The 25,070-nt window shown below is 73.5% G+C and carries 21 protein-coding genes and 2 pseudogenes; 11 read left to right on the forward strand and 12 right to left on the reverse strand.

Features of this window, described 5'->3' with window-relative positions; genetic code table 11:
- Nucleotides 1-103 precede the first annotated feature (103 nt).
- Together IE311_RS11590 and IE311_RS11595 are read right to left on the reverse strand one after the other, a co-directional pair.
- A complete protein-coding gene (locus IE311_RS11590) occupies nucleotides 104-316 on the reverse strand; it encodes a hypothetical protein (RefSeq protein WP_189831535.1) in 213 nt (70 codons plus the stop codon).
- 282 nt (nucleotides 317-598) lie between these two features.
- Nucleotides 599-772, reverse strand: a pseudogene (locus IE311_RS11595) (TetR/AcrR family transcriptional regulator); the annotation flags it as partial.
- Between the two features lie 173 nt (nucleotides 773-945).
- Between IE311_RS11595 and IE311_RS11600 the strand changes: the two are divergent.
- From IE311_RS11600 to IE311_RS11610, 3 genes are all read left to right on the forward strand, one after another.
- Nucleotides 946-1,230: an SHOCT domain-containing protein gene (locus IE311_RS11600; RefSeq protein WP_189831536.1), complete on the forward strand. Its 285-nt coding sequence runs from the start codon at nucleotides 946-948 to the stop codon at nucleotides 1,228-1,230.
- Nucleotides 1,227-2,018 carry an ABC transporter ATP-binding protein gene (locus tag IE311_RS11605; RefSeq protein WP_189831537.1) on the forward strand — a complete coding sequence of 264 codons (792 nt, stop codon included), beginning with the start codon at nucleotides 1,227-1,229 and terminating at the stop codon, nucleotides 2,016-2,018. Before IE311_RS11600 ends, IE311_RS11605 begins: the two co-directional genes overlap by 4 nt.
- A gap of 170 nt (nucleotides 2,019-2,188) precedes the next feature.
- Nucleotides 2,189-4,747, forward strand: a complete 2,559-nt coding sequence (locus IE311_RS11610) for an FtsX-like permease family protein (RefSeq protein WP_189831583.1) — start codon at nucleotides 2,189-2,191, stop codon at nucleotides 4,745-4,747.
- Between the two features lie 205 nt (nucleotides 4,748-4,952).
- Here the strand turns inward: IE311_RS11610 and IE311_RS36660 are convergent.
- Nucleotides 4,953-5,483: pseudogene (locus IE311_RS36660) on the reverse strand (ATP-binding protein); the annotation flags it as partial.
- 262 nt (nucleotides 5,484-5,745) lie between these two features.
- Nucleotides 5,746-6,072 (reverse strand): hypothetical protein, encoded by a 327-nt coding sequence (locus tag IE311_RS11620; RefSeq protein ID WP_189831539.1) that lies wholly within the window; start codon nucleotides 6,070-6,072, stop codon nucleotides 5,746-5,748.
- Between the two features lie 175 nt (nucleotides 6,073-6,247).
- Between IE311_RS11620 and cds1 the strand changes: the two genes are divergently transcribed.
- Entirely contained in the window at nucleotides 6,248-7,462 is a 1,215-nt protein-coding gene (gene cds1 / locus IE311_RS11625; protein ID WP_229901854.1) for an L-cysteine desulfhydrase Cds1, read from the forward strand.
- On the opposite strand, the gene IE311_RS11630 is transcribed toward cds1, so the two are convergent.
- From IE311_RS11630 to IE311_RS11640, 3 genes are all read right to left on the reverse strand, one after another.
- Entirely contained in the window at nucleotides 7,422-7,922 is a 501-nt protein-coding gene (locus tag IE311_RS11630; protein ID WP_189831540.1) for an SRPBCC family protein, read from the reverse strand. The two genes, cds1 and IE311_RS11630, sit on opposite strands and share 41 nt — an antisense overlap.
- A gap of 108 nt (nucleotides 7,923-8,030) precedes the next feature.
- Nucleotides 8,031-8,471, reverse strand: coding sequence for an SRPBCC family protein (locus IE311_RS11635; RefSeq protein ID WP_189831541.1), 441 nt, complete (start codon nucleotides 8,469-8,471; stop codon nucleotides 8,031-8,033).
- Entirely contained in the window at nucleotides 8,468-9,289 is an 822-nt protein-coding gene (locus tag IE311_RS11640; RefSeq protein ID WP_189831542.1) for a DeoR/GlpR family DNA-binding transcription regulator, read from the reverse strand. The genes IE311_RS11635 and IE311_RS11640 overlap by 4 nt, the downstream gene beginning before the upstream one ends.
- A 134-nt stretch (nucleotides 9,290-9,423) precedes the next feature.
- Here IE311_RS11640 and IE311_RS11645 point away from each other — a divergent pair, with 134 nt between their 5' ends.
- Nucleotides 9,424-11,850 carry a hypothetical protein gene (locus IE311_RS11645; protein WP_189831543.1) on the forward strand — a complete coding sequence of 809 codons (2,427 nt, stop codon included), beginning with the start codon at nucleotides 9,424-9,426 and terminating at the stop codon, nucleotides 11,848-11,850.
- Here the strand turns inward: IE311_RS11645 and IE311_RS11650 are convergent.
- The 5 genes from IE311_RS11650 to IE311_RS11670 all read right to left on the reverse strand — a co-directional run bounded on the left by IE311_RS11650 (nucleotide 11,820) and on the right by IE311_RS11670 (nucleotide 18,212).
- Nucleotides 11,820-14,228 carry a right-handed parallel beta-helix repeat-containing protein gene (locus IE311_RS11650; protein ID WP_189831544.1) on the reverse strand — a complete coding sequence of 803 codons (2,409 nt, stop codon included), beginning with the start codon at nucleotides 14,226-14,228 and terminating at the stop codon, nucleotides 11,820-11,822. The genes IE311_RS11645 and IE311_RS11650 overlap by 31 nt on opposite strands.
- A 209-nt stretch (nucleotides 14,229-14,437) precedes the next feature.
- On the reverse strand, nucleotides 14,438-15,046 hold the full coding sequence (locus tag IE311_RS11655) for an Rv1733c family protein (RefSeq protein WP_189831545.1): 609 nt from the start codon (nucleotides 15,044-15,046) through the stop codon (nucleotides 14,438-14,440).
- Between the two features lie 138 nt (nucleotides 15,047-15,184).
- Nucleotides 15,185-16,009, reverse strand: a complete 825-nt coding sequence (locus tag IE311_RS11660; protein WP_189831546.1) for an MOSC domain-containing protein — start codon at nucleotides 16,007-16,009, stop codon at nucleotides 15,185-15,187.
- Between the two features lie 55 nt (nucleotides 16,010-16,064).
- Nucleotides 16,065-16,547, reverse strand: a complete 483-nt coding sequence (locus IE311_RS11665; protein WP_189831547.1) for a DUF6643 family protein — start codon at nucleotides 16,545-16,547, stop codon at nucleotides 16,065-16,067.
- A gap of 420 nt (nucleotides 16,548-16,967) precedes the next feature.
- Nucleotides 16,968-18,212, reverse strand: a complete 1,245-nt coding sequence (locus tag IE311_RS11670) for a glycosyltransferase (protein WP_189831548.1) — start codon at nucleotides 18,210-18,212, stop codon at nucleotides 16,968-16,970.
- A 58-nt stretch (nucleotides 18,213-18,270) separates the two neighbouring features.
- On the opposite strand from IE311_RS11670, the gene IE311_RS11675 reads away from it, so the two are divergent.
- The 6 genes from IE311_RS11675 to IE311_RS11700 all read left to right on the forward strand — a co-directional run bounded on the left by IE311_RS11675 (nucleotide 18,271) and on the right by IE311_RS11700 (nucleotide 25,032).
- Nucleotides 18,271-19,065: a glutamate racemase gene (locus tag IE311_RS11675; RefSeq protein WP_189831549.1), complete on the forward strand. Its 795-nt coding sequence runs from the start codon at nucleotides 18,271-18,273 to the stop codon at nucleotides 19,063-19,065.
- 154 nt (nucleotides 19,066-19,219) lie between these two features.
- Entirely contained in the window at nucleotides 19,220-19,786 is a 567-nt protein-coding gene (locus IE311_RS11680; protein WP_189831550.1) for a hypothetical protein, read from the forward strand.
- A 230-nt stretch (nucleotides 19,787-20,016) separates the two neighbouring features.
- Nucleotides 20,017-21,615, forward strand: coding sequence for an apolipoprotein N-acyltransferase (gene lnt, locus IE311_RS11685; RefSeq protein ID WP_189831551.1), 1,599 nt, complete (start codon nucleotides 20,017-20,019; stop codon nucleotides 21,613-21,615).
- Between the two features lie 48 nt (nucleotides 21,616-21,663).
- Nucleotides 21,664-22,146, forward strand: coding sequence for an NUDIX hydrolase (locus IE311_RS11690; protein WP_189831552.1), 483 nt, complete (start codon nucleotides 21,664-21,666; stop codon nucleotides 22,144-22,146).
- 55 nt (nucleotides 22,147-22,201) lie between these two features.
- Entirely contained in the window at nucleotides 22,202-23,059 is an 858-nt protein-coding gene (locus IE311_RS11695) for a 3-hydroxybutyrate dehydrogenase (protein WP_229901855.1), read from the forward strand.
- 77 nt (nucleotides 23,060-23,136) lie between these two features.
- Entirely contained in the window at nucleotides 23,137-25,032 is a 1,896-nt protein-coding gene (locus tag IE311_RS11700) for a helix-turn-helix domain-containing protein (protein WP_189831553.1), read from the forward strand.
- Nucleotides 25,033-25,070: the final 38 nt, after the last annotated feature.

Consider the following 25,070-nt stretch of genomic DNA (forward strand, 5'->3'; position numbering starts at 1 on the left):
ACCGGCAACCGCAACCCGCTGGTCGAGAACCGCTACACATGGAGCGGTGATTGGGCTGATACATCGGAGGGGCAACCCGGCTGGGTCGCCCCTCGCGAAGGCATCAGGTGCGCTTGAGGTACTGGAGCACGATGAGACCCGCACCAGCAACCGCGAGGCACGCGGTTCCGGCCTTGGTGAGGCCATCAAGAGCAGTGCCACCAAGTTTGGTGACGACGATGAAAGACAGAAGGCCCGCCACCACACCGACGAGCATCACGATGATGATGTCGCGAACCGGGTGCGCGCAGATGGTGGTGGTGCCGCTGGACGTCACGCTGTTTCCTCCCGAGTGTTACTGACGCGTATTGCATGGAGACACGCCTCACCTATCGGTGCGGTCTCCAGCTGGGAGCCGACAAGGCAGCTCCTGGGCCCACGCCGTCACGGCGAGGCCACATGCGATCAGTTCGTCCTTTTCGGATTCGGGAAGGGGCAGACGCGTGCGCAGGTTTCCATCCAGTACACGCGCCAAGAAATGTACAGCATCGTCAACTACACGACAAGCGACCAGTGTTCGGAGGCGCAGTCGTGACACCGTCGCGCGGGGCCGGGGTGGAGCCGGCAGCGTCAGATCGGGCTTGCCCGCGAAGTGGTGGTACATGCTGCCCTGGCCCGCGCACGCCGCCCGCTGGACGGCCTTGGGGCTGGTCCCGACGTACCCGCGCTCCCACAGCGGCTCGCGGGTCGCCTCGATCAGTCGCTCCGAGGTGCTCATGAGCGGACTGTGCATACCAGTAGGCACAGAAGTAAGAGGCGTCCGGAACCACCACGCCCGGAACCGCCACGTACTCCCGCTGTCGTACGCGCGATGCCGCTGTCCGTACGACGCGCCCGAAGCCCCTCCGGAGGGAGTCTCGAACCACGGACAACGACCGACACAGCGCACCGAGGAGCTGAACCCTCATGAACACACTCGCCCACGCGGGCCCCGGCCCGTGGATCCTTCTCTTCCCCCTCGTCTGGGCGGCCGTGATCTTCGGGCTCGTCACCGTCGCCCGCCGCGCCCGCGGCTTCGGCCGCTTCGCCGGCCCGGGGCGTGGCGCCGGTCCCGACGACAAGTCGCCCATCGCCCTGCTCGGCCACCGGTTCGCCGCCGGAGAGATCGACGAGGACGAGTACTGGCGCCGGCTGACCGTGCTCGAGGAGCAGTTCGGCCGCCGCACCGACTCCAAGGGGCGCCGGGCATGACCACCACCGGAACGCGCCCCCGGGCCGCGCTGCCCGCCGCCGTCCGCGTCGTCGACGCCGTCAAGGTCTACGGACGCGACGACACCGAGGTCCGGGCCCTGGACGGGGTGAGCGTCGACTTCCCCGTCGGCCGCTTCACCGCCGTCATGGGCCCCTCCGGCTCCGGCAAGTCCACCCTGATGCACTGCGCCGCCGGGCTCGACACCCTCAGCTCCGGCGCCGCCCTCCTCGGCGACACCGACCTGTCCACGCTCGACGACCGCCGTCTCACGTTGCTGCGCCGCGACCGGATCGGCTTCGTCTTCCAGGCCTTCAACCTGCTGCCGACCCTCACCGTCGCCGAGAACATCACCCTCCCGCTGGACCTCGCGGGGCGCACCGTCGACCGCGCACGGTTCGACCGGCTCGTCGACACCGTCGGACTCCGCGACCGCCTCCACCACCGCCCGAGCGAGCTGTCCGGCGGACAGCAGCAGCGCGTGGCCGTCGCCCGCGCGTTCGCCGGGGAGCCGGACGTCGTCTTCGCCGACGAGCCCACCGGCAACCTCGACTCGCGTTCCGGGGAGGAGGTCCTGAGCCTGCTCGGCCGTACGGTGCGCGAGACCGGCCGCACGGTCGTCATGGTCACCCACGACCCGGTCGCCGCCGCCCACGCCGACGAGGTGATCTTCCTCGCGGACGGCAGGCTCGTGGACCGGATGCCCGATCCGACCGCCGACCGCGTCCTCGACCGGATGAAGGCCTTCGACAGCCGGGCGCCCGTCACGACCGGGGGAGCGACGCCATGACCCACTTCGGAGCCAAGCCCAACGCCCGCGCCGGATCAAAGACCAACGCCCGCGCCAAAGCCAAGACCCGCACCCACACCGAAGCCGACACCCGCACCCCAGCCGAGACCCACCACCACACCGAAGCCGACACCCGCACCCCAGCCCAGACCCACCACCGCACCGGAACCGTGAGAACCCCCGCCTCCCTCCGCCTCGCCCGTTCCTCCCTCCGCGCGCACCGGCGTCGCTTCCTCGGCACCTTCGCCGCCGTCCTCCTCGGGGTCGCCTTCCTCACCGGCACCCTCGTCATGGGCGACACCCTCCGCGCGAGCTTCGACTCGATGTTCACCGGCGCCACCCGGGGCACGGACGCCGTGGTCCGCAGCGCCGTCACCGTGACCGCCGCGGGCGAGGCCCAGGGCACCCGCGGCCCCGTCGACGCGGCCCTCGCCGAGCGCCTCGCGCACCTCCCCGGGGTCGCCGCCGCCGCGCCGCGCATCGAGGGCGCGGGCCAGCTCCTCGCCGCCGACGGCACGCCCGTCGGCGGCAAGGGCCCGCCCACCCTCGCCGGGAACTGGATCGAGGACCCGGCGCTCAACCCGTACCGGCTCGCGGAAGGCCGCGCCCCGAACGCCTCCGGCGAGGTCGTCGTCAACCGGGGTGCCGCGAAGGCCGCCGGTCTCGCCCTCGGCGACGCGACGGTGCTGCGCACCCCCGACCCGGTGCGCGTCACCGTCGTCGGTCTGGCCACCTTCGGCGGCGCGGACGGCATGGGCCAGGTCACCTGGGCGGGTCTCACCCGGGCCGACGCCGAGCGGTATCTGACGGCGAGCCCGGGCGAGGCGACCGCCATCTCCGTACGCGCCGGGCCCGGCGTCTCCCAGGAGGAGCTGGTCGCCGCGCTCGGCCCCGCCCTCCCCGACGGCGTCGAGGCGATCACCGGACAGCGCGCCGCCGAGGAGAACACCGAGATGGTCTCCGGCCGCTTCCTCGGCCTCTTCACCACCTTCCTGCTGGTGTTCAGCGGGGTCGCGGTGCTCGTCTCGGTCTTCACCATCCACAACACCTTCGCCGTCCTCGTCGCCCAGCGGACCCGCGAGAACGCCCTGCTGCGCGCGATCGGCGCCGCCCGCCGCCAGGTCGTCACCGGCACCCTGGCCGAGGCGCTGACCGTCGGTCTGCTCGCCTCCCTCTCCGGACTGCTCGTCGGCATCGGTGTGGCGGCCGGACTCCAGGCCCTCTTCCCGGCCATCGGCTTCCCCTTCCCCGAGGGCGACCTGGTGGTGACCGGCACCTCCCTCGCGCTGCCGCTCGGCGTCGGGCTCGCGGTCTGCGCCGGTTCGGCGCTCCTGCCCGCCGTACGGGCCGGGCGCACGGCCCCGCTCGCCGCGCTCCGCGAGACGCAGGTGGACGTCTCCGGAACCTCCCGCACCCGGGCGACGGCCGGGGGAGCGATGCTCGCCGTCGCGGTCGGCACGGTGTTCGCCGGGGTGCTCGGCACCCCCTCGCTGTGGCTCGCCGCGACCGGCGCCGCGCTCGCCGTCGCCGCCTTCGTGGTCCTCGGACCGGTCGCCGCCTCCGTCGCCGTACGGGTACTGGCCCGCCCGCTGCGTGGCGCCAACCGAGGTCTCGCCCGCCGCAACGCCCTGCGCAGCCCGGGGCGTACGGCGGCGACCGCCACCGCCCTGATGGTCGGCGTCGCCGTGGTCACCCTCTTCACGGTCTTCGGCGCTTCCCTCAAGGCGACCATGGACCGCACCGTCGACCGGTCCTTCGCCGGCGACGTGGCCATCGCCGGGGCCTCGTTCGGCGCGGGCGGCGCGGGCCTCAGCCCCCGGCTCGCTCCCGCCGTGGCCGCGCTGCCCGAAGTCGAGACCGCCGTGGGGCTGGGGCGCGGGGTGGCGGAGGTGAACGGCCGGGGCCGCGCCCTGACGGTCACCGATCCGGCCGCACTCGCCCGCACCCTCGATCTGGGGGAGGTGCGGGGTTCCCTCACCGGACTCGGCGCGGACGGACTCGCCGTCGCCGCCGACGAGGCGGCGTCCGCGGGCCTCGCGCCCGGCCGGACGGCCGAGCTGACGTTCACGGACGGTACCCGGCACACCTTCACCGTCCGCGCGGTCTACGCGCGGGCCGATCTCGCCGGCGACTACCTCGTCACCCGGGAGGCCTGGGCCCCGCACCGCACCCAGGACGCCGACAGCCTCGTCGCCGTCTCCTTCGCGGACGGGGTCGAGGCCGGACAGGGCAAGGCCGCGGTGACCGAGGTCGCGGAACGCTACGGCCGGCCGGAGGTGCAGACCCGGGAGGAGTACGCGGCGTCCTCGGCGGGCGGCATCGACATGATGCTCACCCTCGTGTACGCGCTCCTCGCGCTCGCCGTCCTGATCGCGCTGCTCGGCATCGCGAACACGCTGACCCTCTCGGTCCATGAACGGACCAGGGAACTGGGCCTGTTGCGGGCCGTCGGGCAGACCCGGGCCCAGCTGCGGGCCGTGGTCCGCTGGGAGTCGGTCCTGGTGGCGGCGTTCGGCACGGCCGGCGGGCTCCTCCTCGGAGGCTTCCTCGGCTGGGTGCTGGTCCGGGCCTCGGAGGGTTCGGGCGACAGCGCGCTCGCCTTCGCCGTACCGGCGGTGCAGCTGGCGACGGTGGCCCTGGTCGGTCTCGTCGCGGGGGCCGTGGCGTCCTGGCGCCCGGCGCGCCGGGCGGCCCGCCTGGAGATCCTCAGGGCGATCGCCACGGAGTGAGGGCGCGGAGACGGGTCCGTGGCGGGCGCCACGGGCCCCGGGGCTCCGGTCAGCCCGCGCGGCCCGCCGGCACCCGGCGGGCCGTGGCCACGCCGCTGCTCGGCGCGAGGACCGGCGTGGGGGTCGGCGCGAGGACGGGCTCGGGAACCGGCGCGAGAACGGGCTCGGGGACCGGGGCGAGGACGGGCTCGGGGGACAGCGCGGGCGCCGGCGTGGCCGGGGCGCTGAGCGGGACGCCGGGGAACGGCGCGTACCCCAGGAAGGGTCCCTCGGCGACGGAGTCGTACACGGCGTGGGAACGGGTCGCGACCGGAGCCGGTGACGGTGGCGCCGAAAGCGTGAACCACACCACCTTCCCGTCGGCCCCACAGGGACGGACCCCCCAACTCTCGCTGACCGCGCCGACGATGGCGAGGCCGCGACCCGATGTGGCCAGCTCGTCGAACGCGTCGAGCGGGTCCGGACAGCCGGCCTTCGGTATGCGGGGGTCGTGGTCCCGGACGGAGACCGTGAGGCGGTCGAGCAGCAGCTCGATCTCCACGGTGCACCGCTTGTCCGGCTGCGCGTGCCGGTGGACGTTCGTCAGAAGCTCGGTGACACCGAGCACGGCATGGTCGATCAGACCGTCGAGATGCCAATGGCGAAGATGCGCGGAGACAATTCTGCGGACCTGTCCGATCCGCGACGGCAGGGCCTGGAGCTCCACCGCGTAATATCTGCTCGGCTCGCTGATCACGGCTGCGACTCCCCGAAGTAGTCCGGAAGAAGACGAAGATTCGGATCTCTCATGCGGTACAGCGGGGTGGCGAACTGAGCTCAGTGTCACCACCGGTCAACCCTCGGTGAGGTGGTTCCAGCCTGGACCAGTGGTGACCGTCCCGCAACTCACGGCGAACCGCGTGTCGGTCGCGTGACCCTGTTGCCCGGCCGCCCTGCCGTCACGCCGCCATGTGGGTTCGTCGGCCTCGGTGAAGCGGCCGGCCCGCCCGTCAACGGCTTCAGCGCCGCCCCGCCGCCCGCTTGAGCGCCGCGAGGAACCGCCCCGACTCCTCCGACGTGCCGTCGCGCTCGCGATCGGCGTCGCCGTCCTGGTGGAGCCTCAGGCGGTAGCGGGTGCCGTTCACGGTCGCCACCGCCTCGTCGGGCTTCGCGAACCACGGCCGCCCCGCCCGGACCGCCGCCACGGGTGCGCTGTCGATCTCGCTGCCGTAACTGGTGAGGAGGGCGAGCCGCCCGTCCTCGATCCGCACCTCGCCGGCGCGTGTCAGTGAACGCGGCCAGCGGGCGATCTTCACACCCCTGGCGCTGAACTCGGGTTCCGACATGCCGATCCGCCCCTTTCACCCGGTTGCCGTTACCAGTGTGCCGGGCCGTCGCGGTCCGCACCAGTGGCCCTTCCGCAAGTCATCCCTATGGACAGTCAAAGGAATCGTTTGCCCAGGTGAGAGGGGTATTGTCGGCGCCGGGGCACCCCAGGGAAGTGACCGAGGAGAGGCGCGGATGAGCACCACGGAGAACAGTGCGGTGAACAGTGCGACGGGCGGCGCGGCCGGCGGTGCGGACAGCGGAGTGACGGGCGGTGCGACGGGCGGCGCCGTGAGCGGCGTGGCCACCGCGGCGGTGACCGTCGACGTCGACCGCAGCGATCCCGCGTACCGGTCCTGGCTCAAGGAGGCCGTCCGCAAGGTCCAGGCCGACGCCAACCGCTCGGCCGACACGCACCTGCTGCGCTTCCCGCTCCCCGAGAAGTGGGGCATCGACCTCTACCTCAAGGACGAGTCCACCCACCCCACCGGCAGCCTCAAGCACCGGCTGGCCCGCTCCCTCTTCCTGTACGGCCTCTGCAACGGCTGGGTGCGGCCGGGAGCGCCCGTCATCGAGGCCTCCAGCGGCTCGACCGCCGTCTCCGAGGCGTACTTCGCGAAGCTCATCGGCGTGCCCTTCATCTCGGTCATGCCCCGCACGACGAGCCCGGAGAAGTGCCGGCTGATCGAGTTCCACGGCGGTCAGTGCCACTTCGTCGACGACTCGCGCACGATGTACGAGGAGGCCGCCGCGCTCGCCGAGCGCACCGGCGGTCACTACATGGACCAGTTCACGTACGCGGAACGGGCCACGGACTGGCGCGGCAACAACAACATCGCCGAATCGATGTACCAGCAGCTGAAGTTGGAGCGCTACCCGGAGCCCGCGTGGATCGTGGCCACCGCGGGCACCGGCGGCACCTCGGCGACCATCGCCCGCTACGTCCACTACATGCAGCACGACACCCGTATCTGTGTCGCCGACCCCGAGAACTCCTGTTTCTTCGACGGCTGGACGCACCACGACCCGGACGCCACCGCGGACTGCGGTTCACGGATCGAGGGCATCGGCCGCCCCCGGATGGAGCCGAGCTTCGTGCCCGGGGCCGTCGACCGCATGATGAAGGTGCCCGACGCGGCCAGCGTCGCCGCCGTCCGCGCCCTGGAGACCGCGATCGGCCGCAAGGCGGGCGGCTCGACCGGCACCGGCCTGTGGAGCGCCTTCAAGATCATCGCCGAGATGGTCGCCCACGAACGGACCGGGAGTGTCGTCACCCTGATGTGCGACCCGGGCGAGCGCTACCTCGACAAGTACTACTCCGACGCATGGCTGGCCGCCCAGGGCCTCGACATCGCCCCGTACAGCGCGGCTATCGAACGGTTCCTGGCGACGGGCGCCTGGCCGGAGTGAGCCTCCGGTCCAGCCGGCGCACCGCGTCCCGGAAGGACAACCCCACGCCGGGCCCCGCGAGGCGCAGCCCCAGCCGGAGCGGGGCCGCGCCGTCCGCGGCCATCGTCCACCGCAGCCGGGTTCCCTTCCCGACGGGGGAGAGGGCCCACTCCTCCGCGAGGGCCGTGATGCCGGGGGCGTTCGTCGAATCGACGCGATAGGCGTACCGGACGTCGGGCTCGGAGGCGAGGATCGTCTCCTCGAAGGCGATCCCGCCCCGCAGCCGGACGGTCCGGCCCGCCCCGTCGCCCGACGGGACGGCGGAGGTGACCGCGGTGAACCAGGCGGGCAGGCTCCCCACCTCCAGGGCCAGCGACCGGTAGACGGCCGAGGGCGGGGCGGCGAGCGTGGCGCTGAAGACCAGACGGACGGGCGCGGATGCGGTGAAGTCGAGCTCCACCGGCCTCAGTCGGCGTGCCATGGACCGAACCTCCCCTGGACGGACGCGAAAGAGCACCGTAGCTGACGAGATGTCAACAGCACAGGGGGAGGGGACGGTGGTCCCGCTCACTCCCGGCGCGGCCGGCTCTCACCCCTCCCGCAGCAGCCCGTCCACCGCCCGACCGAACAGCACCCGACCCGCCCGCCGGAGCAGCGGATCGAAGGCCTTCGGCAGCCCGCGCACGGACAGCTCCTCCGTCCACAGCACCCGGCTGCCGCCCCCCGGCAGTTCGGTCACCTCGACGAGCGCCCACCCCCGTACGACCCGGCCGGACTTCTCCAGCCGGCACGTCCCGGCGCGGCCCGCCGCCGGGGGTTCCCAGCGCACGACCTCCATCGGATCGTCGAAGGACAGCCGGCCGATGCCGGTACGGGCCGTGAACCGGGTCCCGGCCCGGTTCGGTCCGGGGGTCAGCACCCTCGTCCGGGTCAGCGGCACCTGGCGGCCGTGCGCCGGCCAGTCCGTGAGCCGCCGCCACACCTCCTCCGGCGCCGCCGGCACCGTCCGCTCGACCCGGAAGAGGGTCACGCCTGCTCCTCGCCCGCCACCACGAGCCCCGGCAGGTGCTCCACGACCTCGGCCCGGACGGTCTCCGGCAGACCGGGGTCCGTCACCCAGGTGTCCACCTCGTCCAGGGCGGCGAAGGAACTCAGTCCCACGGTCCCCCACTTGGTGTGGTCGGCGACCACCACGACCCGGCGTGCCGAACGCATCAGGCACCCGTTCGTCTCCGCCTCCGCCAGGTTCGGCGTCGAGAGGCCCGCCTCCACCGAGATGCCGTGCACCCCGAGGAACAGCAGGTCGAAGTGGAGCGAACGGACCGCCCGGTCGGCCACCGGACCCACCAGCGCGTCGGACGGCGTGCGCATCCCGCCCGTCAGGACGACCGTCGCCGCCCCGCGCCGCGACTCGCCGCCCGCCGGCTGGGCCTCGTGGAAGACGTCCGCGACCCGGACCGAGTTGGTCACCACCGTCAGGTCCGGCACGTCGAGCAGATGCCGTGCCAGGGCGTACGTCGTCGTCCCGCCGGACAGGGCGATCGCGCTGCCCGGCGCGACCAGGGCCGCCGCCGCCCGGGCGATCTCGTCCTTGGCGCTCGGTTCGAGGACCGACTTGGCCTCGAAGCCCGGCTCGTGCGTACTCGCCTCGACCACCGGTACGGCCCCGCCGTGCACCTTCGCCAGCATGCCCTGCCGGGCCAGCGCGTCCAGGTCGCGACGGATCGTCATGTCCGAGACGCTGAGGCGCCGGGTCAACTCGTTGACCCGGACACCGCCGCGCCGCCGTACCTCGTCGAGGATCAGGGCGCGCCGCTGCTCCGCGAGGAGATTCTGGTTGTCAGTCACCGCCGGGGCCGGTCCTTCCGCAGGAGACAAGGGGATGGGTGTCGGATTCGGTGAGGAACGGTGCGCTGGTGCACGACCGTCCGGGATCCTGGTGCCGACGTCGCATCCTCCCACCCTGAGAGGAAGTCCCCTCAGTGTCCCCTGCCACACCCGCCCCGGAGAGCGGGGGCGCGGCGCTCGAACTCCTCGTCCACGGAGTCGGCGGAGCCACCCCCCAGGACATGCTCGACGACCCCAGGACCGTACGGATCACCGGCGACCGCACCGCCGCCATGCACCGGCGGGCCGAGGACCTCGACGCCGAGGACCACCCCGAGCGGTACGCGGCCCGCCCGGTCCCGGAGGCGTACTGCTGGTCCAACCTCACCTCGGGCGACGGCGCCCGCGCCCTCTGGCTGCTGCTCCTGCCGTTCATGGTCGCCAATCTGGCGCACTGGATGCGCCCGCCCGCCCAGGGCCGTCCCGGGCTCGTCCGGCTCTACGGAGTCCTCGTCCGGCTCGTCGCGCTCACCCTCACCGTGCTGCTCACCGCCGCCGCCTGCGAGGTAGCGCTCGACCTGACGGCCTGGCAGTGCGCCGCGAGCACCGCCTGCACCGACGCGTACTCCTGGCTCGGATTCCTCTCCGAGGGGCGCGGCGGCTGGTGGTCCGCCCCCGGCCGCCGCCTCGTCCTCGCGGCCCTGGTGCCGTCCCTCCTCGTCGGCCTCCTCTGGTACCTGTCCAACCGGACCTGGAGCGCCTACGAGGCCCAGCGTCCGCCCACCGGCTACGACGACCCGGTCGCGGAGCCGCACGTCGACACGGAAGCGGCCGACGCCGGGGAGGCCACCCCCGTGCCGGCCGAACCGCGTCCCGCCCTCGGCCGGCCCGGCTTCTGGTACGGGCGCCGGCTCGTCGCCCGCCTCCGGGCCGCCCACACCGCCGCCGGCTTCCTCACCGTCGCCGCCGCCCTCGCCACCGCCGCCGGGCGCCACGACGTCACCACTCCGGGGCCCCGCGCCCTCCTCGGCTCGATCCTCCAGGGCGCCGTCGCCACCCTCGCCCTGCTCGTCGTCTGGGTCGTCTGCCGACGCGGCCGCAGCGAACGCCGACTCGATCTGCGCCTCGAACGCACCCTCGTCTCCTGGCTGCCCGGCGTCTCCTTCGCCGTGCTCGTCCTCACCGCCCTGCACACCGGCTGGTCCCGCCCCGGCTGGACCTCGGGCGGATCCCTCCCCGGCGATGTCGCCTTCGGCGCCCTCACGATCGCTCAGGGCGGCCTCGTCGTCGCCCTCGGCGTGGTCGCCCTGCTCCTCCAGCGGCCCCACCGGGACCCGCGCACCGCCCTGCGCGGACTCGGCGGGCCCGCCGTCGCCATGCTCGCCTGCGCCCTCGCCGGGGTGATGTCCGGCGGAGTCGCGCAGCGCGTCGCCGACTGGCTCGACGGACCGGCCACCCCCGGCATGGGCGACGCCGGTCCCCGGATCGGGCCGCCCGTGCTGCTCAGCTGGCAGGCCTCCGTCATCCCCGTCCTGCTCCTGCTGCTGCTCGTGCCCGCCGCCCTCCTCGCCGTACGGACCGTCCTCACCGCCCGTCGGCTGCGCGCCGCGGTCGAGGGCGACTACGACGCCGCCGACGAACGCGACCCCGTCCGTACCGGTCAGATCGCGGCGGGCCGGGCGCGGGCCTCGCTCACCGATTCCGCGCCGGTCCTCGTCGGCGTCGTCTCCGGAGCCACCCTGCTCCTCGGCGCGGGCTCCGTCGCCGGGGCCTGGGCGAGCGGAAACGTCCCGGGGCGGGCCTTCGACGGCGCCCACCCGGCGATCGCGTCGCTGGCCTCGGCCACCCAGGCCATCGGCTCCTGGATGATCGGCTTCGGCTTTCTCCTCTTCGTCACCTGGGGCCGACGGGCCTACCGGGACGCCTCCGCGCGCCGCACCATCGGCATCCTCTGGGACGTCGGCACCTTCTGGCCCCGCGCCGCCCACCCCTTCGCACCGCCCTGTTACGCCGAACGGGCGGTCCCCGACCTGACCTGGCGGATGAGCTCCTGGACCCGGAGCACCGGGGGCCGGCTCGTCATCTCCGGCCACTCCCAGGGCAGCGTCCTCGCCGCCGCCGCCGTCTGGCAGCTGCCGCCGACCACCCGGGGCCGGGTCGCGCTCCTCACCTACGGCTCACCCCTGGAGCGGCTCTACGGGCGCTGGTTCCCCGCCTACTTCGGCCCCGAGGCGCTGCGCGCCCTGAACCGCACGGTCCACTGCTGGAGCAATCTGTACCGCGCCACCGACCCCATCGGGGGACCCGTCAGGGTCCCCGCCGAGGACGGCAGGCCGGGCGTCGACGGAGCGGTCCTGCTCGACCCCGTCGCCTACGGCCGGACCCGTGAGCACCCGCTGCCCGAGCCGATCCTCGGCCACTCCGACTACCAGGCCGACCCGGCGTTCGCCCGCCGACGAGGCGCCCTCCTGGACCGGCTGCCACCCGCCCTGCCCCATCAGCGGGAGCCGGACGGCGGTACCGGTCAAGGGGAGCCGAACGACCGCGAAGGTCAGGGGAGTTCGGGAAGATCGTCCGGATAGAGAAGCGTCAGGTCGTCCGTGCTCATCTCGGTGAACGCGGCGACCCGGCCCGCGTGCCGTTCCACCATCGACTCGAACGTCTGCCGTGCCGTACGCCCGTTGCCGAAGGCCGGGCCCTTGGGCAGCTTCGCGAAGTACACGAGCAGCGCCTCGTCCGTCCCCGGGGCGAGCCGGTACTCGTGCTCGTCCGCCTGCTGTCCCACGATCCGGAGCAGCTCGTCCGGGTCGTAGTCGCCGAAGGTGATGGTCCGTGAGAAACGGGACGCCACACCGGGGTTGACGGTGAGGAAGCGCTCCATCTCCGCCGTGTAGCCGGCGACGATCACCACCACCGCATCCCGGTGGTCCTCCATCAGCTTCACCAGCGTGTCGATCGCCTCACGGCCGAAGTCCCGCCCCGAGTCCTCCGGCGACAGCGCGTACGCCTCGTCGACGAACAGCACCCCGCCGCGCGCCCGGTCGAAGGCCTCCTGGGTGCGGATCGCCGTCGAGCCGATGTGCTCGCCGACCAGGTCCACCCGGGAGACCTCCACGAGATGCCCGCGCTCCAGGACCCCGAGCGAGGCCAGGATCTCGCCGTACAGCCGGGCCACCGTCGTCTTTCCGGTACCCGGGTTGCCGGTGAAGACCAGATGACGCCGGACCGACGCGGCCTTCAGCCCCGCCTCCTGACGTCTGCGCCCCACCTCGATCATGTTGGTGAGGGTCCGCACCTCCAGCTTGACGCTCTCCAGACCCACCAGCGCGTCCAGCTCCCCGAGCACGTCCTGCGAGGTACGGGCGGTGGGGGCGGGCTCCGGCGCGGCCGGGACCGCCGCCGCGGGGGTACGGGGGCCGGGCACCGTACCGAGCAGCCCCGCCGACTGGGTGGCCGTCAGGACCGTACCGCCGTCGGGCACGGAGGAGCGGACCGCGCTCTCGTCACTGGTGCAGTCCTCGGCGCTCGCGCCCTCCTCCGGGAACTCGTAACCGCCGCGCGCGCACCGCTCCGTACGGCATTTGCGCAGCGTGGTCCGGCAGCCGTCGGTGACATGGAAGCCGTATCCGCCGCTGCCCGTGACCCGGCAGCCGGTGAAGGAGCCCCGGCCCTCCGCCGACACGTAGAAACCGGCCTCGGCGGGCGAGGTGACCGTGCACCGGTCGATCGTGGGGTCGGCGCCCTTGGTGACGATGACCCCGGTCTGCACGGAGTCGATCGTGCAGCCGCCGAGGGTGCCGCCGCTGCCGTGGTCCCGGAACCAGGCGCCCGTGGAGGCCTCCCGGATCCGGCAGTCGTCGAGCTGGGCGGTCGCCCCGTCGCTGACCGACACCGCGGTGTTCCGCACCTGCGACAGATCGCTGTCGACGACGTCCACCCGCGACCCGCGGTCGAGGACGAACAGCGCGTCCGGTACGTCGTGCACCCGGCAGGCGTCGAGGACGGCGGTCGCCCCGTCGCTCACCCACACCGCCGGGTAGTCGCCCGTACTGTCGTGGATCTCGCACTGGTTGGCGTCCACCCGGGTCCCCGGGTCCCACACCGAGAGACCGTTGCGGCCGAAACGGCGGACGGTCGACCGGGTCAGTGTGAGCACCGAGCGCGAGCGCAGGTCGACGGCGTTCTCCGGGACGTCGTGGATGTCGCAGTCCGAGAGCGTGAGCACCGCGTCGGTGTCGAGCGTGATGCCGTCCCCCGACGTGCGGTGCACGGAGGAGTCCGTGAGGTGGGCGGTGGCGCGGGCCGCGATCTGGAGGCCGGCGCCCTTGATCTCGTACACCTCGCAGCCGACGCCCTCCAGTGCGCTGCCCTCGCCGGTCACGGCGATCCCGGCGCCGGAGGTGTGGTGCACCCGGCAGCGCTCCAGACGCGGATGGGCCCCGCCCCGCACGGAGACGCCCGCCTGTCCGGCGGAGACCACCTCGCACTCCTCGAACACTCCGCCCGCGCCGTCGAGTACGGCGATGCCGACCCCGGCGGGATTGTCGACGGTGCAGCGGCGGACCGTCGGCCGGGCCGCGCCCCGCACCTCTATCCCGGCGGCGGAGCGGGTCATGATCCGCAGGTCGAGCAGTTCGGGGGTGCAGTCCTCGACGAGCAGCGCCGGCGCGGCGACGTCCTGCCCCTCGATGTGGATGTCCTGCACGGTGACGGAGGCGCGCAGCGTCAGCGGCACCCCGTCCGGCGGTGCGATCCGCACCGAGCCGATGGCTCCCTCGGGGCCCCGCAGGGTGATCGCCCGCCGCACGACGAGATTCTCCCGGTAGGTGCCGGGAGCGACGGTGAGCACGTCCCCGTCCCCGGCGGCCTCGAGGGCGGCCGCAAGCGAGGGGTACTCACCCGTGCGGCGCCGCCACCGCGATGTGCCGGTGTGCGTCACCTGGACCGTGCCCTGTGCCATGGGTGTGTCCTGCCCCCGCCTCATGCCTCGTCGCTGATCCGATGCCCCACCGTAGCGCGCGCGGCGGCACGGGGTTGACGGGTCGTGGACCCGTGCCGGTACGACGGTGGAGAGGGCTCCGGGAGCACATCACGCACGGTCGGGGGCGGTCACGGGTGGTCGATGTCGGTCGGGCTCGGTCGGGTTCCGGATCCTTCCGGCTCGCCGGTTCAGCTGCCGGTTCCGGTGCGGCCCCAGTCGGGTCCCGCCGCGGCCCAGGCGCGGTCGAGGCGCGCGTACCGCGTCAGCACGAGCCGACGCACGGCGAGGCGGCGGACGGTCTCCACCAAGAGGCCGGCGAGCAGCGCGGCGGTCAGGCCGGCGACGATCGCGTGCGCCAGCGCCGTGTCGGCGTTCATGGGCGGCGCCACCGGGCGTCCGTGCCGGTCGGTCCAGAGCGGGAAGGTGGAGCCGGGGGCGGACTGCCGCCGGGCCGTGGTCACCGTCCCGGTACGGGCCGAGCCGTCGGGCGCGGTCCACCGGGCCACCACGGAGCGGCGAAGACGTTCCTCGCCGGCCGCCTCGGCGCTCGACGGGCCGCCCGCGGGACGGTCGGCGGGCCGCACGACCCGGGCCGTCGTCGGCACCCGCTGTTCCTGCTGGGTACGGACCGCGCGCTGGAGCGAGCCGTGGGCGGAGGCACCGGCGGCCCAGCCGGTCAGCGGCGCCACGAGACAGAGCAGGGCGAGGGCCGCGAAGGCGACCCATGCCTCCACGAGATCAGTGGTCCGGCGCAGGGGATTGTGCCGCCAGCGCCAGAGTCCGATGGCTGCGCGCACGCCGGAACCCCCTCGTTGTCCACCGATCCTCCAACGAGTGTGCCCCGGGGCGGGGTTCCCCGCCCGCCGGGCCGGTGAAGTGTGACGGGGGTCCCCCGCGGGCCGGGGGCTGGGGGCTGAGGGGGGGGCTGAGGGCACTCAGTCCAGGATCTTCACCTCGTCGCCGACCCGGATCGTGCCGATGTGCTCGGGAACGAGGTTCTGGCCGAAGATGACCCGGCCGTCGCTCTTGCGGTGCCGGGCGAGCGTGCGCAGCGGTTCCTTGCCGCGCTCGGCGGTGACCTGGTCGGTCGTGGTGACGACACAGCGACCGCAGGGCCGGGCGACCCGGAAGGTGACCTCTCCGACGGCGAGCCGCGTCCAGCCGTCCTCCGCCCAGGGCGCGGCTCCCTCGATCACCAGATTCGGCCGGAACCGGTTCATCGGCAGGGGACCCTCGTGGGCGTGGTCTCCCTGGGCGATCAGGGAATTGAGGGCGTCGAGCGAGGACGCCGTGGTGACGAGCAGCGGATAGCCGTCCGCGAAGCTCACGGTCTCGCCCGGCAGCGCGTAGTCGGGGTCGACCGGACGCCGGTGTTCGGGCGCGTCCATGTGGACGAGCCCGAACTCGCCCTCCAGATATCCGGAGAGCCAGCCGGCCGCGGCGGGGCCGGCCGGGACCGCCTCCACCGGCTTGTCGAAGATGTCCACCGTGACCGTGGCCGAGGGGTGCGGTACCTCGACGGTCAGCGGCGGCTGTCCGGGCGCGGACAGGGTGATCCCGCCGCCCGGCAGCGGCTCCGCCGTGGCCAACGCCATCCGGGGGTGACGGCGTTGGGTCACGACTTTGCCCGCGGCGTCGACGACCGCCCAGCGGCGGTCCCCGGCCAGCCCCCAGGGCTGCACCTCGGCCTCCGTACGGGCCAGCGCCCGCATGGCCTTCACCGGGTGGACGTGGACGGAACGGAGCACAGGAGTCGGCATACGGTCATCCTGCCAGCCGCTCCGGACCCGACGTCGTCCGGAGCGCGAAAGCCGGTCAGTAACCCCCGCCCTGGTAGGGACGGTTGTACGGGTCCTCGTACTGCATGGGCGCGGGGGCGGGCCGGGGGGCCGCCGGACGCATCGCCTCGTATCCCGCGGGGGCGGGACGAGCCTGCTGGGGGTACTGGCCGCCCTGGTAGCCGCGCGGGGCCACCTGCTGCTGCGGGATGTACGGGGCGGGGGCGTGCTGCAGGGGCACGGGTGCCATCTGCGGCGTGGGCTGCGGGTATCCGTAGCCGTTGCCGTAGGAGGGCTGCGGGCTGGGCGCCGCCGGGAGGGCGGGCAGTGCCGCGGGGAGCGCCGGCAGGTAGGAGCCGCTTGCGGGGAAGCTGCTGCCGGTGTCGTAGGCGGCGGGCACTCGGATCGGGGCGATCTGAGGCGTGCCCCGCTCGGCGACCAGGGAGTCGTAGATCGGGGTGTCCGGGAAGGACGGCGCGGTGTGGTAACCGCCTCCATAGGTGGAGCGGGGGGAGGTCATGGCACATAAGTTAAGCCCACGATGTGCTGGTTGGGGAGCCTGATTAGAGGGTTGTTTGACGGGCTTCGTGAAGAAGTGGATCCCCAATCCGAGCGAACGTGACAAAAACGGGCGCCGATGAGTCTCAAGATCGTGTAAAAGCCGAGATCGGAAGGGGTTACCGGCGGGTCGGACGCCGTCGGGCGGGCCCGGGGACCCGGGCATGAAGAACGCATAAAGAAAAAGTGCCGAGAAGGGGTGGGGGAAGTGATCATGGGCATGATTAAGCGTCAATCCGCGGATGTCCGGGGTGTTGTGTACGCGCCGAATTGACGGCGCTACTCCCCGTGTCGGGAAAACTATTTCCGTTAAGACGAGGGCCGCTCGCCCGACACCACGGCCGGGCCACCGGTCCGGTGCCGCGTCGCACCGACTGCCCGGTCACCTGTCCGGTGCCGTCTCGGGACGCGCGTACGTCCTGCCCTTCCACGCCGCACCGACGCCCCGGTAGTGCCGCACCGCCGAGTCCACCGTCATCAGGAGATAGAGGAACGCGGTGAAGGGCAGCAGCGGAGCGAGCCACAGCGGCTGCCGGTAGTAGCGGAGCATCGGCATGTACGTCCCCGCCATCACCGCCCAGGCCGCACCACCCGCCCAGGCCGCCACCCCGTCCCCTCCCACCACACCCGCCACCAGGGCCACCGGCGGCACCAGGTAGACGAGGACGAGCCCCGCCGCCGTCCCCACGAGAAGCGCCGGGTTGTGCCGCAGCTGCGCGTACGCACTGCGCGCGACCATGCGCCAGAGCTCGCCGAGACCCGGATACGGACGCACGCTGTCGACCCGCTCCGCCAGCCCCAGCCAGATCCGCCCGCCGGCCCGCCGCACCGCCCGGGCCAGCGACACGTCGTCGATCACCGCCTGCCGGATCGCCTCCGGAACGTCCGCCGCCACCGCCGTCTCCGTCCGCAGCAGCACACAACCACCCGCGGCGGCCGTCGCCAGCGGCCGCGTCCGGTTGATCCAGCGGAAGGGATAGAGCTGGGCGAAGAAGTAGACGAACGCCGGCACCACCAGGCGCTCCCAGGGGGTCACCACCCGGAGCCGGGCCATCTGCGAGACCAGGTCCAGTTCGTTCTCCACCGCCGCCGACACCAGGAGGCGGAGACTGTCAGGCTCATGGGCGATGTCCGCGTCGGTCAGGAGCAGGAACTCCGGTCCACGCGCGCGTGCCAGCGCCATGCCGTTCCGCAGGGCCCACAGCTTCCCCGTCCAGCCGGGCTCCGGCTCGCCCGGCGACACCACGGTCAGCGGCAGCCCCCCGTGCTCGGCGGCCAGCTTCGCGGCGAGCCGCCCCGTGCCGTCCGTACTGCCGTCGTCGACGAGGATCACCTCGGCGACGCCCGGATAGTCCTGCGCCAGCAGCGACGGCAGACTCGACGGCAGCACCCCGGCCTCGTCCCGCGCGGGCACCACGACGGCCACCCGCGGCCACCGGTCCGGCTCCGTGCGCGCCGGTCGGTTCCGGCCCGTCCCGCGGCGTTCCCCCCGCACGGACCGGCGGCCGCCGGCGTCCCCGGCCGCCGCCGGCAGCCGTTGGTCCGTACGCCAGAAGAACCCCTGGCCCAGCAGCAGCCAGACCCAGACGGCCAAGGAACCGAGCGCGAACCAGGCGAGGGTGTCCATTCGCGGCAGTCTGCCCCAGATCGCGGGGGGCGCAAGGCTCATCGGCTAGGGTGACCGGGTGAAGATCGCGCTCATGGACTCCGGAATCGGCCTCCTCCCGGCAGCGGCCGCGGTGCGGCGCCTCCGGCCGGACGCCGATCTGCTCCTCTCCAACGACCCCGACGGCATGCCCTGGGGGCCGCGTACCCCCGAGGACCTCACGGCGCGCGCCCTGGCCGTCGCGCTCGCCGCCGCCGAGCACCGTCCCGCGGCGCTGATCGTGGCCTGCAACACCGCCACCGTGCACGCCCTGCCCGCCATCCGCGCCGCCCTCGAACCGGACATCCCCGTCATCGGCACCGTGCCCGCGATCAAGCCCGCCGCCGCGGCGGGCGGCAAGGTCGCCATCTGGGCCACCCCGGCCACCACCGGCAGCGCCTACCAGCGCGGGCTCATCCGCGACTTCGCCGACGGCGCCGAGGTCACCGAGGTGCCCTGCCCGGGACTCGCCGACGCCGTGGAGCACGCCGATCCGGAGGCGGTGGACCGGGCCGTCGCCGCGGCCGCCGCGTTCACCCCCGGTGACGTCCGCACCGTCGTCCTCGGCTGCACCCACTACGAGCTCGTCGAGGAGCGCATCCTCGCCGCCCTCGAGGCGCGCGGCCGGGCCGGCCTGCCCCCGCTCGTCTTCTTCGGATCCGCCGACGCCGTCGCCGCCCAGGCGCTCCGCCGCGTCGGCGCCGAGCCCGCCCCCGACGCGGACCCCACCGGCACCCTCTCCGTGCTGCTCAGCGGGCGCCCCGGCCCGATCCCCGCCACCGCCCTCGGCTACGCCGAAGGCCGGCTCCTCGGCGCGGCCGCGCCCGCTCACTGAGCCGGGCCGGGAGGCCTCCGGCGCCGCGTGAACGGCATGCGTGAGGCCTGCGCGTGATCGGTATGCGTGAGCGTCCGGCCCTCGAACACGGAGTGTGCGCGGACGGCCCCGCTCCGGCGGGCTGTCCCGGCGGAACGTGGGTACTCTTCCCGATATGAGGGAGCATGCCCGGAATAAGCAGCCCGAGGAGCGGACGCCCGCCGTCTGGACCGGGCGCGCCACGAACCGCTTCCAGTGGGTCGCGGCGGCCGCCGGTGCCGCCTGTATGGCCCTCGGCGTCGCCCTGGCCGTCGAGTCGGCCTGGACCTCGGGGATCGCACCCCTCCTGATGGCCGTGATCGGCTGTGTCGCCGCCGGACTGCTCGTCCTGTTCGGCACGCTCGCCTTCGTCCATGTGGCCGTGAAGGTCGACGACGACGCCATGGAGGTCCGCTGCGGCCACATCGGCGTGCCGCGCCGCCGTATCCCCCTGTCCCTCGTCGTCGGCGCCGACTTCGAGCCGAGCGTCACCCCGCGCCAATGGGGCGGCTGGGGATACCGCTGGCGCCCCGAGCAGGGCACGGCGGTGGTGGTCCGGCGGGGCGAGGGTCTGATCCTGCGCCTCGGCGACGGACGGACGTTCACCGTCACCGTCGACGACGCCGAGTCCGCGGTCCTCTTCATCCGCGGCCACCTCCGCCACATGGCTCCGCCGGCCCCGCCCACGCCGACCGGCGTGTGACGGAGCCCGGAGCCGGACGTACCCGAGCCGGGCCAACCGGAGCCGGACGTGCCCAAGCCGGGCCCACCGGAGCCGGACGTGCCCGAGCCGGACGTACGCGAGCCGGACCCCGCCGTCGCACGTACACGAAGCCACGTGCCGGAGCCGGGAGTCCGGGCAGGTCGTCCGGGCCCCGCGCCCGGCCCCACCGCCCCGCCCGGTCGACAGGTACGACCCGTAGACTCCGCAAGGTGAGCGCCACCATCACCCCCGTCGACGCGCCCGGTCCCGACACCGCACCCACGCCGGGTTCCCGGCTGCGGCGGTTCGTGCGGCCCGGGGCGGCTCTGCTGTCCGGGTTCCTGCTCTATCTGAGCTTCCCGCCGCGCCCCCTGTGGTGGCTCGCGCTGCCCGCCTTCGCGCTGCTCGGCTGGAGCCTCCGGGGTCGGCGCCTCCGCGCCGGCTTCGGCCTCGGCTATCTCGCCGGGCTCGGCTTCCTGCTGCCGCTCCTCGTCTGGACCGGCGAGGAGGTGGGTCCGGGACCCTGGCTGGCCCTCGCCGCCCTGGAAGCACTGTTCGTGGCCGCCGCGGGCCTCGGCATCGCGGCCGTCTCCCGGCTCCCGTGGTGGCCGGTCTTCGCCGCGGGGGTGTGGATCCTCGGTGAAGCGGCACGCGCGCGCGTGCCCTTCGGCGGCTTCCCCTGGGGCAAGATCGCCTTCGGCCAGGCGGACGGGGTCTTCCTGCCCCTCGCGGCGGTCGGCGGTACGCCCGTACTCGGCTTCGCCGTCGCCCTCTGCGGCTTCGGTCTGTACGAGACCTACCGGCAGATCCAGGTCTACCGCGCCACCGGCACCGTCCCGCGCGGGCCGCTCGCCGTCGCGGCCCTCTCCGTCCTCGTCCCGGTCACCGGCGCCCTGGCGGCGCTGCCGCTGGTCGACGACTCCGCCGAGGACGGCACCGCCACCGTCGCCGCCGTCCAGGGCAACGTGCCCCGCCTCGGCCTCGACTTCAACGCCCAGCGCCGGGCCGTCCTGGACAACCACGTCGCGCGCACCCGCGAACTCGCCGAGGACGTGAAGGCGGGCCGTGCGCCGCAGCCCGACTTCGTGCTCTGGCCCGAGAACTCCTCCGACATCGACCCGTACGCGAACCCCGACGCGGCCGAGGTCATCGACGGTGCCGTCGAGGCGATCGGCGTGCCGACCGTGATCGGCGCGGTCGTCGCACCCCCGACCGGCAAGCTCCGCAACACCCTCATCCAGTGGGAACCGGGCCGGGGCCCCGTCGCCACCTACGACAAGCGGCACGTCCAGCCCTTCGGCGAGTACATCCCGATGCGGTCGATCGTCCGCGTCTTCAACAGCAACGTCGACCGGGTGAGCCGCGACTTCGGCGCCGGTACGAAGATCGGTGTCTTCGACCTCGCCGGCACCGAGGTCGGCCTCGCCACCTGCTACGAGGCGGCCTTCGACTGGGCCGTGCGCGACACGGTCACCCACGGCGCCCAGCTCATCTCCGTCCCCAGCAACAACGCCACCTTCGGCCGCAGCGAGATGACCTACCAGCAGCTCGCGATGTCCCGCGTGCGTGCCGTCGAGCACAGCCGGTCGGTGGTCGTACCCGTCACCAGCGGGGTCAGCGCGGTGATCCGCCCCGACGGCGAGATCGTCGCGGAGACGAAGATGTTCACCCCGGACGTCCTGGTCGAGAAGGTGCCGCTGCGCTCCTCGCTGACCCCGGCGACCCGGATGGGCACCCTGCCGGAGGTCCTGCTCGTGGCGCTCGCGGCGGCCGGCCTCGGCTGGTCGGCGATCCGTTCGGTACGCGCCCGGCGGACCGGCTCGGAGTGAAACGGGGCGGCCCGGGGTCCGGTCGCTACGTGATCTAGGGTCGGGTGCATGCCTACCCCTGACTTCATCCAAGCCCTGCGCGAGACAGCCGGCCACCAGCTCCTCTTCCTGCCCGGGGTGAGCGCCGTCGTCTTCGACGACCGGGGCCGGGTGCTGCTCGGCCGGCGCGCCGACAACGGCCGGTGGGCGGTCATCGGAGGCATCGTCGAACCCGGCGAGCAGCCCGCCGACTGCGCGGTGCGCGAGGTGTACGAGGAGACCGCCGTACGCGTCGAGGTCGAGCGGATCGTGCTCGTCGAGACCCTCCGCAAGCCCGTGGTCTATCCCAACGGCGACCAGTGCCAGTTCATGGACGTGTCGTTCCGCTGCCGCGCGATCGGCGGTGAGGCGCGGGTGAACGACGAGGAGTCCACCGAGGTGGGCTGGTTCGAGCTGGACGCCCTGCCGGAGATGAAGCGTTTCTCCCATCTGAGGATCGAGAAGGCGCTGGCCGACGAACCCACATGGTTCCGCACCACAGCAACCAGCTGAACTATGGGCTCGACGCACATCGGTGGGGGAGAGGGCCCTTCATAGGGTGCGGAGCATGAGCGCCCCCATCACCGCCCTCGACGCCGTACCGGGTCCCGATTCCGTGTCCGGTCCCGATTCCCCCGCCGCCGCACCCCGGCCCCGCCCCGTCGTCCTCGACCTCACCGGCCGCACCGTGCTCGTCACCGGCGCCGCCGGCGGGATCGGGCGCGCCTGCGCGCTGCGGCTCGCCGCGGCGGGGGCCCGGGTCAGAGCGGTCGACCGGGCGGCCGAAGGCCTGGAGACCCTGGTCGAGGAGGCCGCCGAGCTTCCCGGGAGCCTCGAACCCCGGCTCCTCGACCTGACCGACCTGGACGCCGCCGAGGCGGCCGCCGACGGCGCGGACATCCTCGTCAACAACGCCGGACTCCAGCTCGTCCGCCCCCTCCAGGAGTTCCCCCCGGACGTCTTCCACACCGTGCTCACGGTGATGCTGGAAGCACCCTTCCGGCTCATCCGGGGCGCGCTGCCCCACATGTACGCCCAGGGCTGGGGCCGGATCGTCAACATCTCCTCCGTCCACGGGCTGCGCGCCTCCGCCTTCAAGTCCGCGTACGTGGCCGCGAAACACGGCCTGGAGGGCCTCTCCAAGACCGCGGCCCTCGAAGGAGCCCCGCACGGAGTCACCTCCAACTGCGTCAACCCCGGATATGTGCGCACCCCGCTCGTCGAACGGCAGATCGCCGACCAGTCCGCCGCCCACGGCATCCCCCCGGAGCGTGTCCTCTCCGAGGTCCTGCTGAAGGACTCGGCGCTCAAGCGACTGATCGAACCGGACGAGGTCGCCGAGGCCGTCCTCTATCTCTGCACCCCGCAGGCCTCGTTCATCACCGGGACCTCCCTCACCCTCGACGGCGGCTGGACCGCCCACTGAGGGATACCCCTGATGTCCCTGTGAAGGTTGTCCACAGGGGTGGTGCGACCACACGTTCGGCAGGTATCCCTGTGTCCATGTCCCACGAACACGTCTCCTATCTCGAACTCCTCGCCCGAGGAGCCGCGACGGAGGCCTACGACAGGCCCGTGCTGCTCGCCCGTGCGAGCGGCGCGGGCCCCGAGGCGCTGGCCGAGCTCGAAGAGGCCAAGCAGCTCGCGCTGCGGGTCCGGGCCGAGCTCGAAGGGCGGCGGCGCCGCGAGGCGGAGCTGTCCGCGCTCTTCGCCACCGCCCACGACCTCGCGGGACTCCGCGACCTCGACGCGGTGCTGCGCGCCATCGTCCAGCGCGCCCGCTCGCTCCTCGGCACCGAGTGCGCCTATCTGAGCCTCAACGACCCGGTCGCGGGCGACACGTACATGCGGGTCACCGAGGGTTCCGTCTCCGCGCGCTTCCAGCAGGTGCGCCTGGGCATGGGCGAGGGGCTCGGCGGGCTCGTGGCCCAGACCGCCCGCCCGTACGTCACGGACGACTACTTCGGCGACGCGCGCTTCCAGCACACCCGGACCATCGACACGGCGGTACGGGACGAGGGCCTCGTCGCCATCCTCGGCGTCCCGCTCAGCCTCGGCAGCCAGGTCATCGGCGTCCTCTTCGCCGCCGACCGCAGGGCCAGGGTCTTCGAGCGCGAGCAGGTCGCGCTGCTCTGCTCCTTCGCCGCGCACGCCGCCGTCGCCATCGACACCGCGAACCTCCTCGCGGAGACCCGCTCGGCCCTCGCCGAGCTGGAGCGCGCCAACGACATCATCCGTGAGCACAGCGGCGTCATCGAGCGGGCCTCGGAGGTCCACGACCGGCTCTCCGAGCTCGTCCTGCACGGCGGCGGCGTCCACGACGTCGCCCACGCCGTCTCCGAAGTCCTCGGCGGAACAGTCGAGTTCACCGACGAGGGCGCCGGTGTCGCCCGCCGCGCCGGAGGCCACGCCGTCCGCGAGGGCGACGACTGGGTCGCCGCCGTCTCCGCCGGCGGCGAGACCCTGGGCGCCCTCGTGCTGCACGGCCAGCCGGACCTCGACCCGGTCGACCAGCGCACCCTGGAACGCGCCGCACTCGTCACCTCCCTCCTGCTGCTCGCCCGCCGCTCCGCCGGCGAGGCCGAACAGCGGGTACGGGGCGAACTCCTCGACGACCTCCTCGACGCCCCCGACCGGGACCGGCGACTGCTCCGGGAGCGCGCCGCCCGGCTCCGTACCGACAGCGAAGCCCCGCACGTGGTGCTCGCCGCCCGGATCGACCGCGTCGGCGCCGCCGACACCGGCGCCGACGCCGGCGGACGCGAGAGCGCCGACCGGCAGCGTCTCTGGTCGGCGGCCACCCACCTGGCGGCCACCCGCCACGGACTCGCCTCCGCCCGCGACGGCGGAACGGTCCTGCTGCTGCCCCTGGGCCCCGGAGAGAGCGCCGCGGACCTCGCCCGGGGGACCGCGAGGACCCTCGGCGGCACGCTGCGGGAACCGGTCACCGTGGGCGCCTCCGCCCCCGTACGGGCGCCCCTCGACCACCCGGACCAGGTGGCCGTCGCGTACGAGGAGGCGCGCCGCTGCCTCGACGCGCTCCGGCTGCTGCACCGCTCGGGCCAGGGCGCCGCCGCCGAGGACCTCGGCTTCTTGGGCCTGCTGCTCGCCGACAGCAGGGACATCGACGGCTTCGTCGACCGGACCGTCGGCCAGGTCGTCGCCTACGACCGGCGCCGGGGAACCGACCTGGTGCGCACCCTGGACGCCTATTTCGCGAGCGGGATGAGCCCGGCCCGGACGAAGGACGAACTCCACGTCCACGTCAACACGGTGGCCCAGCGCCTGGAACGGGTCGGACGGCTCCTCGGCCCGGACTGGCAGTCGCCCTCCCGCGCCCTGGAGATCCAGCTGGCACTGCGTCTGCACGCGCTGTCGGACGCGGTGACGGCGAAATAGCCACGGCCCCGTGCCCCGCTCCTCGAGGAGCGGGGCAC

Source organism: Streptomyces zaomyceticus, from assembly GCF_014656215.1.
GTDB classification, from domain to species: domain Bacteria; phylum Actinomycetota; class Actinomycetes; order Streptomycetales; family Streptomycetaceae; genus Streptomyces; species Streptomyces zaomyceticus.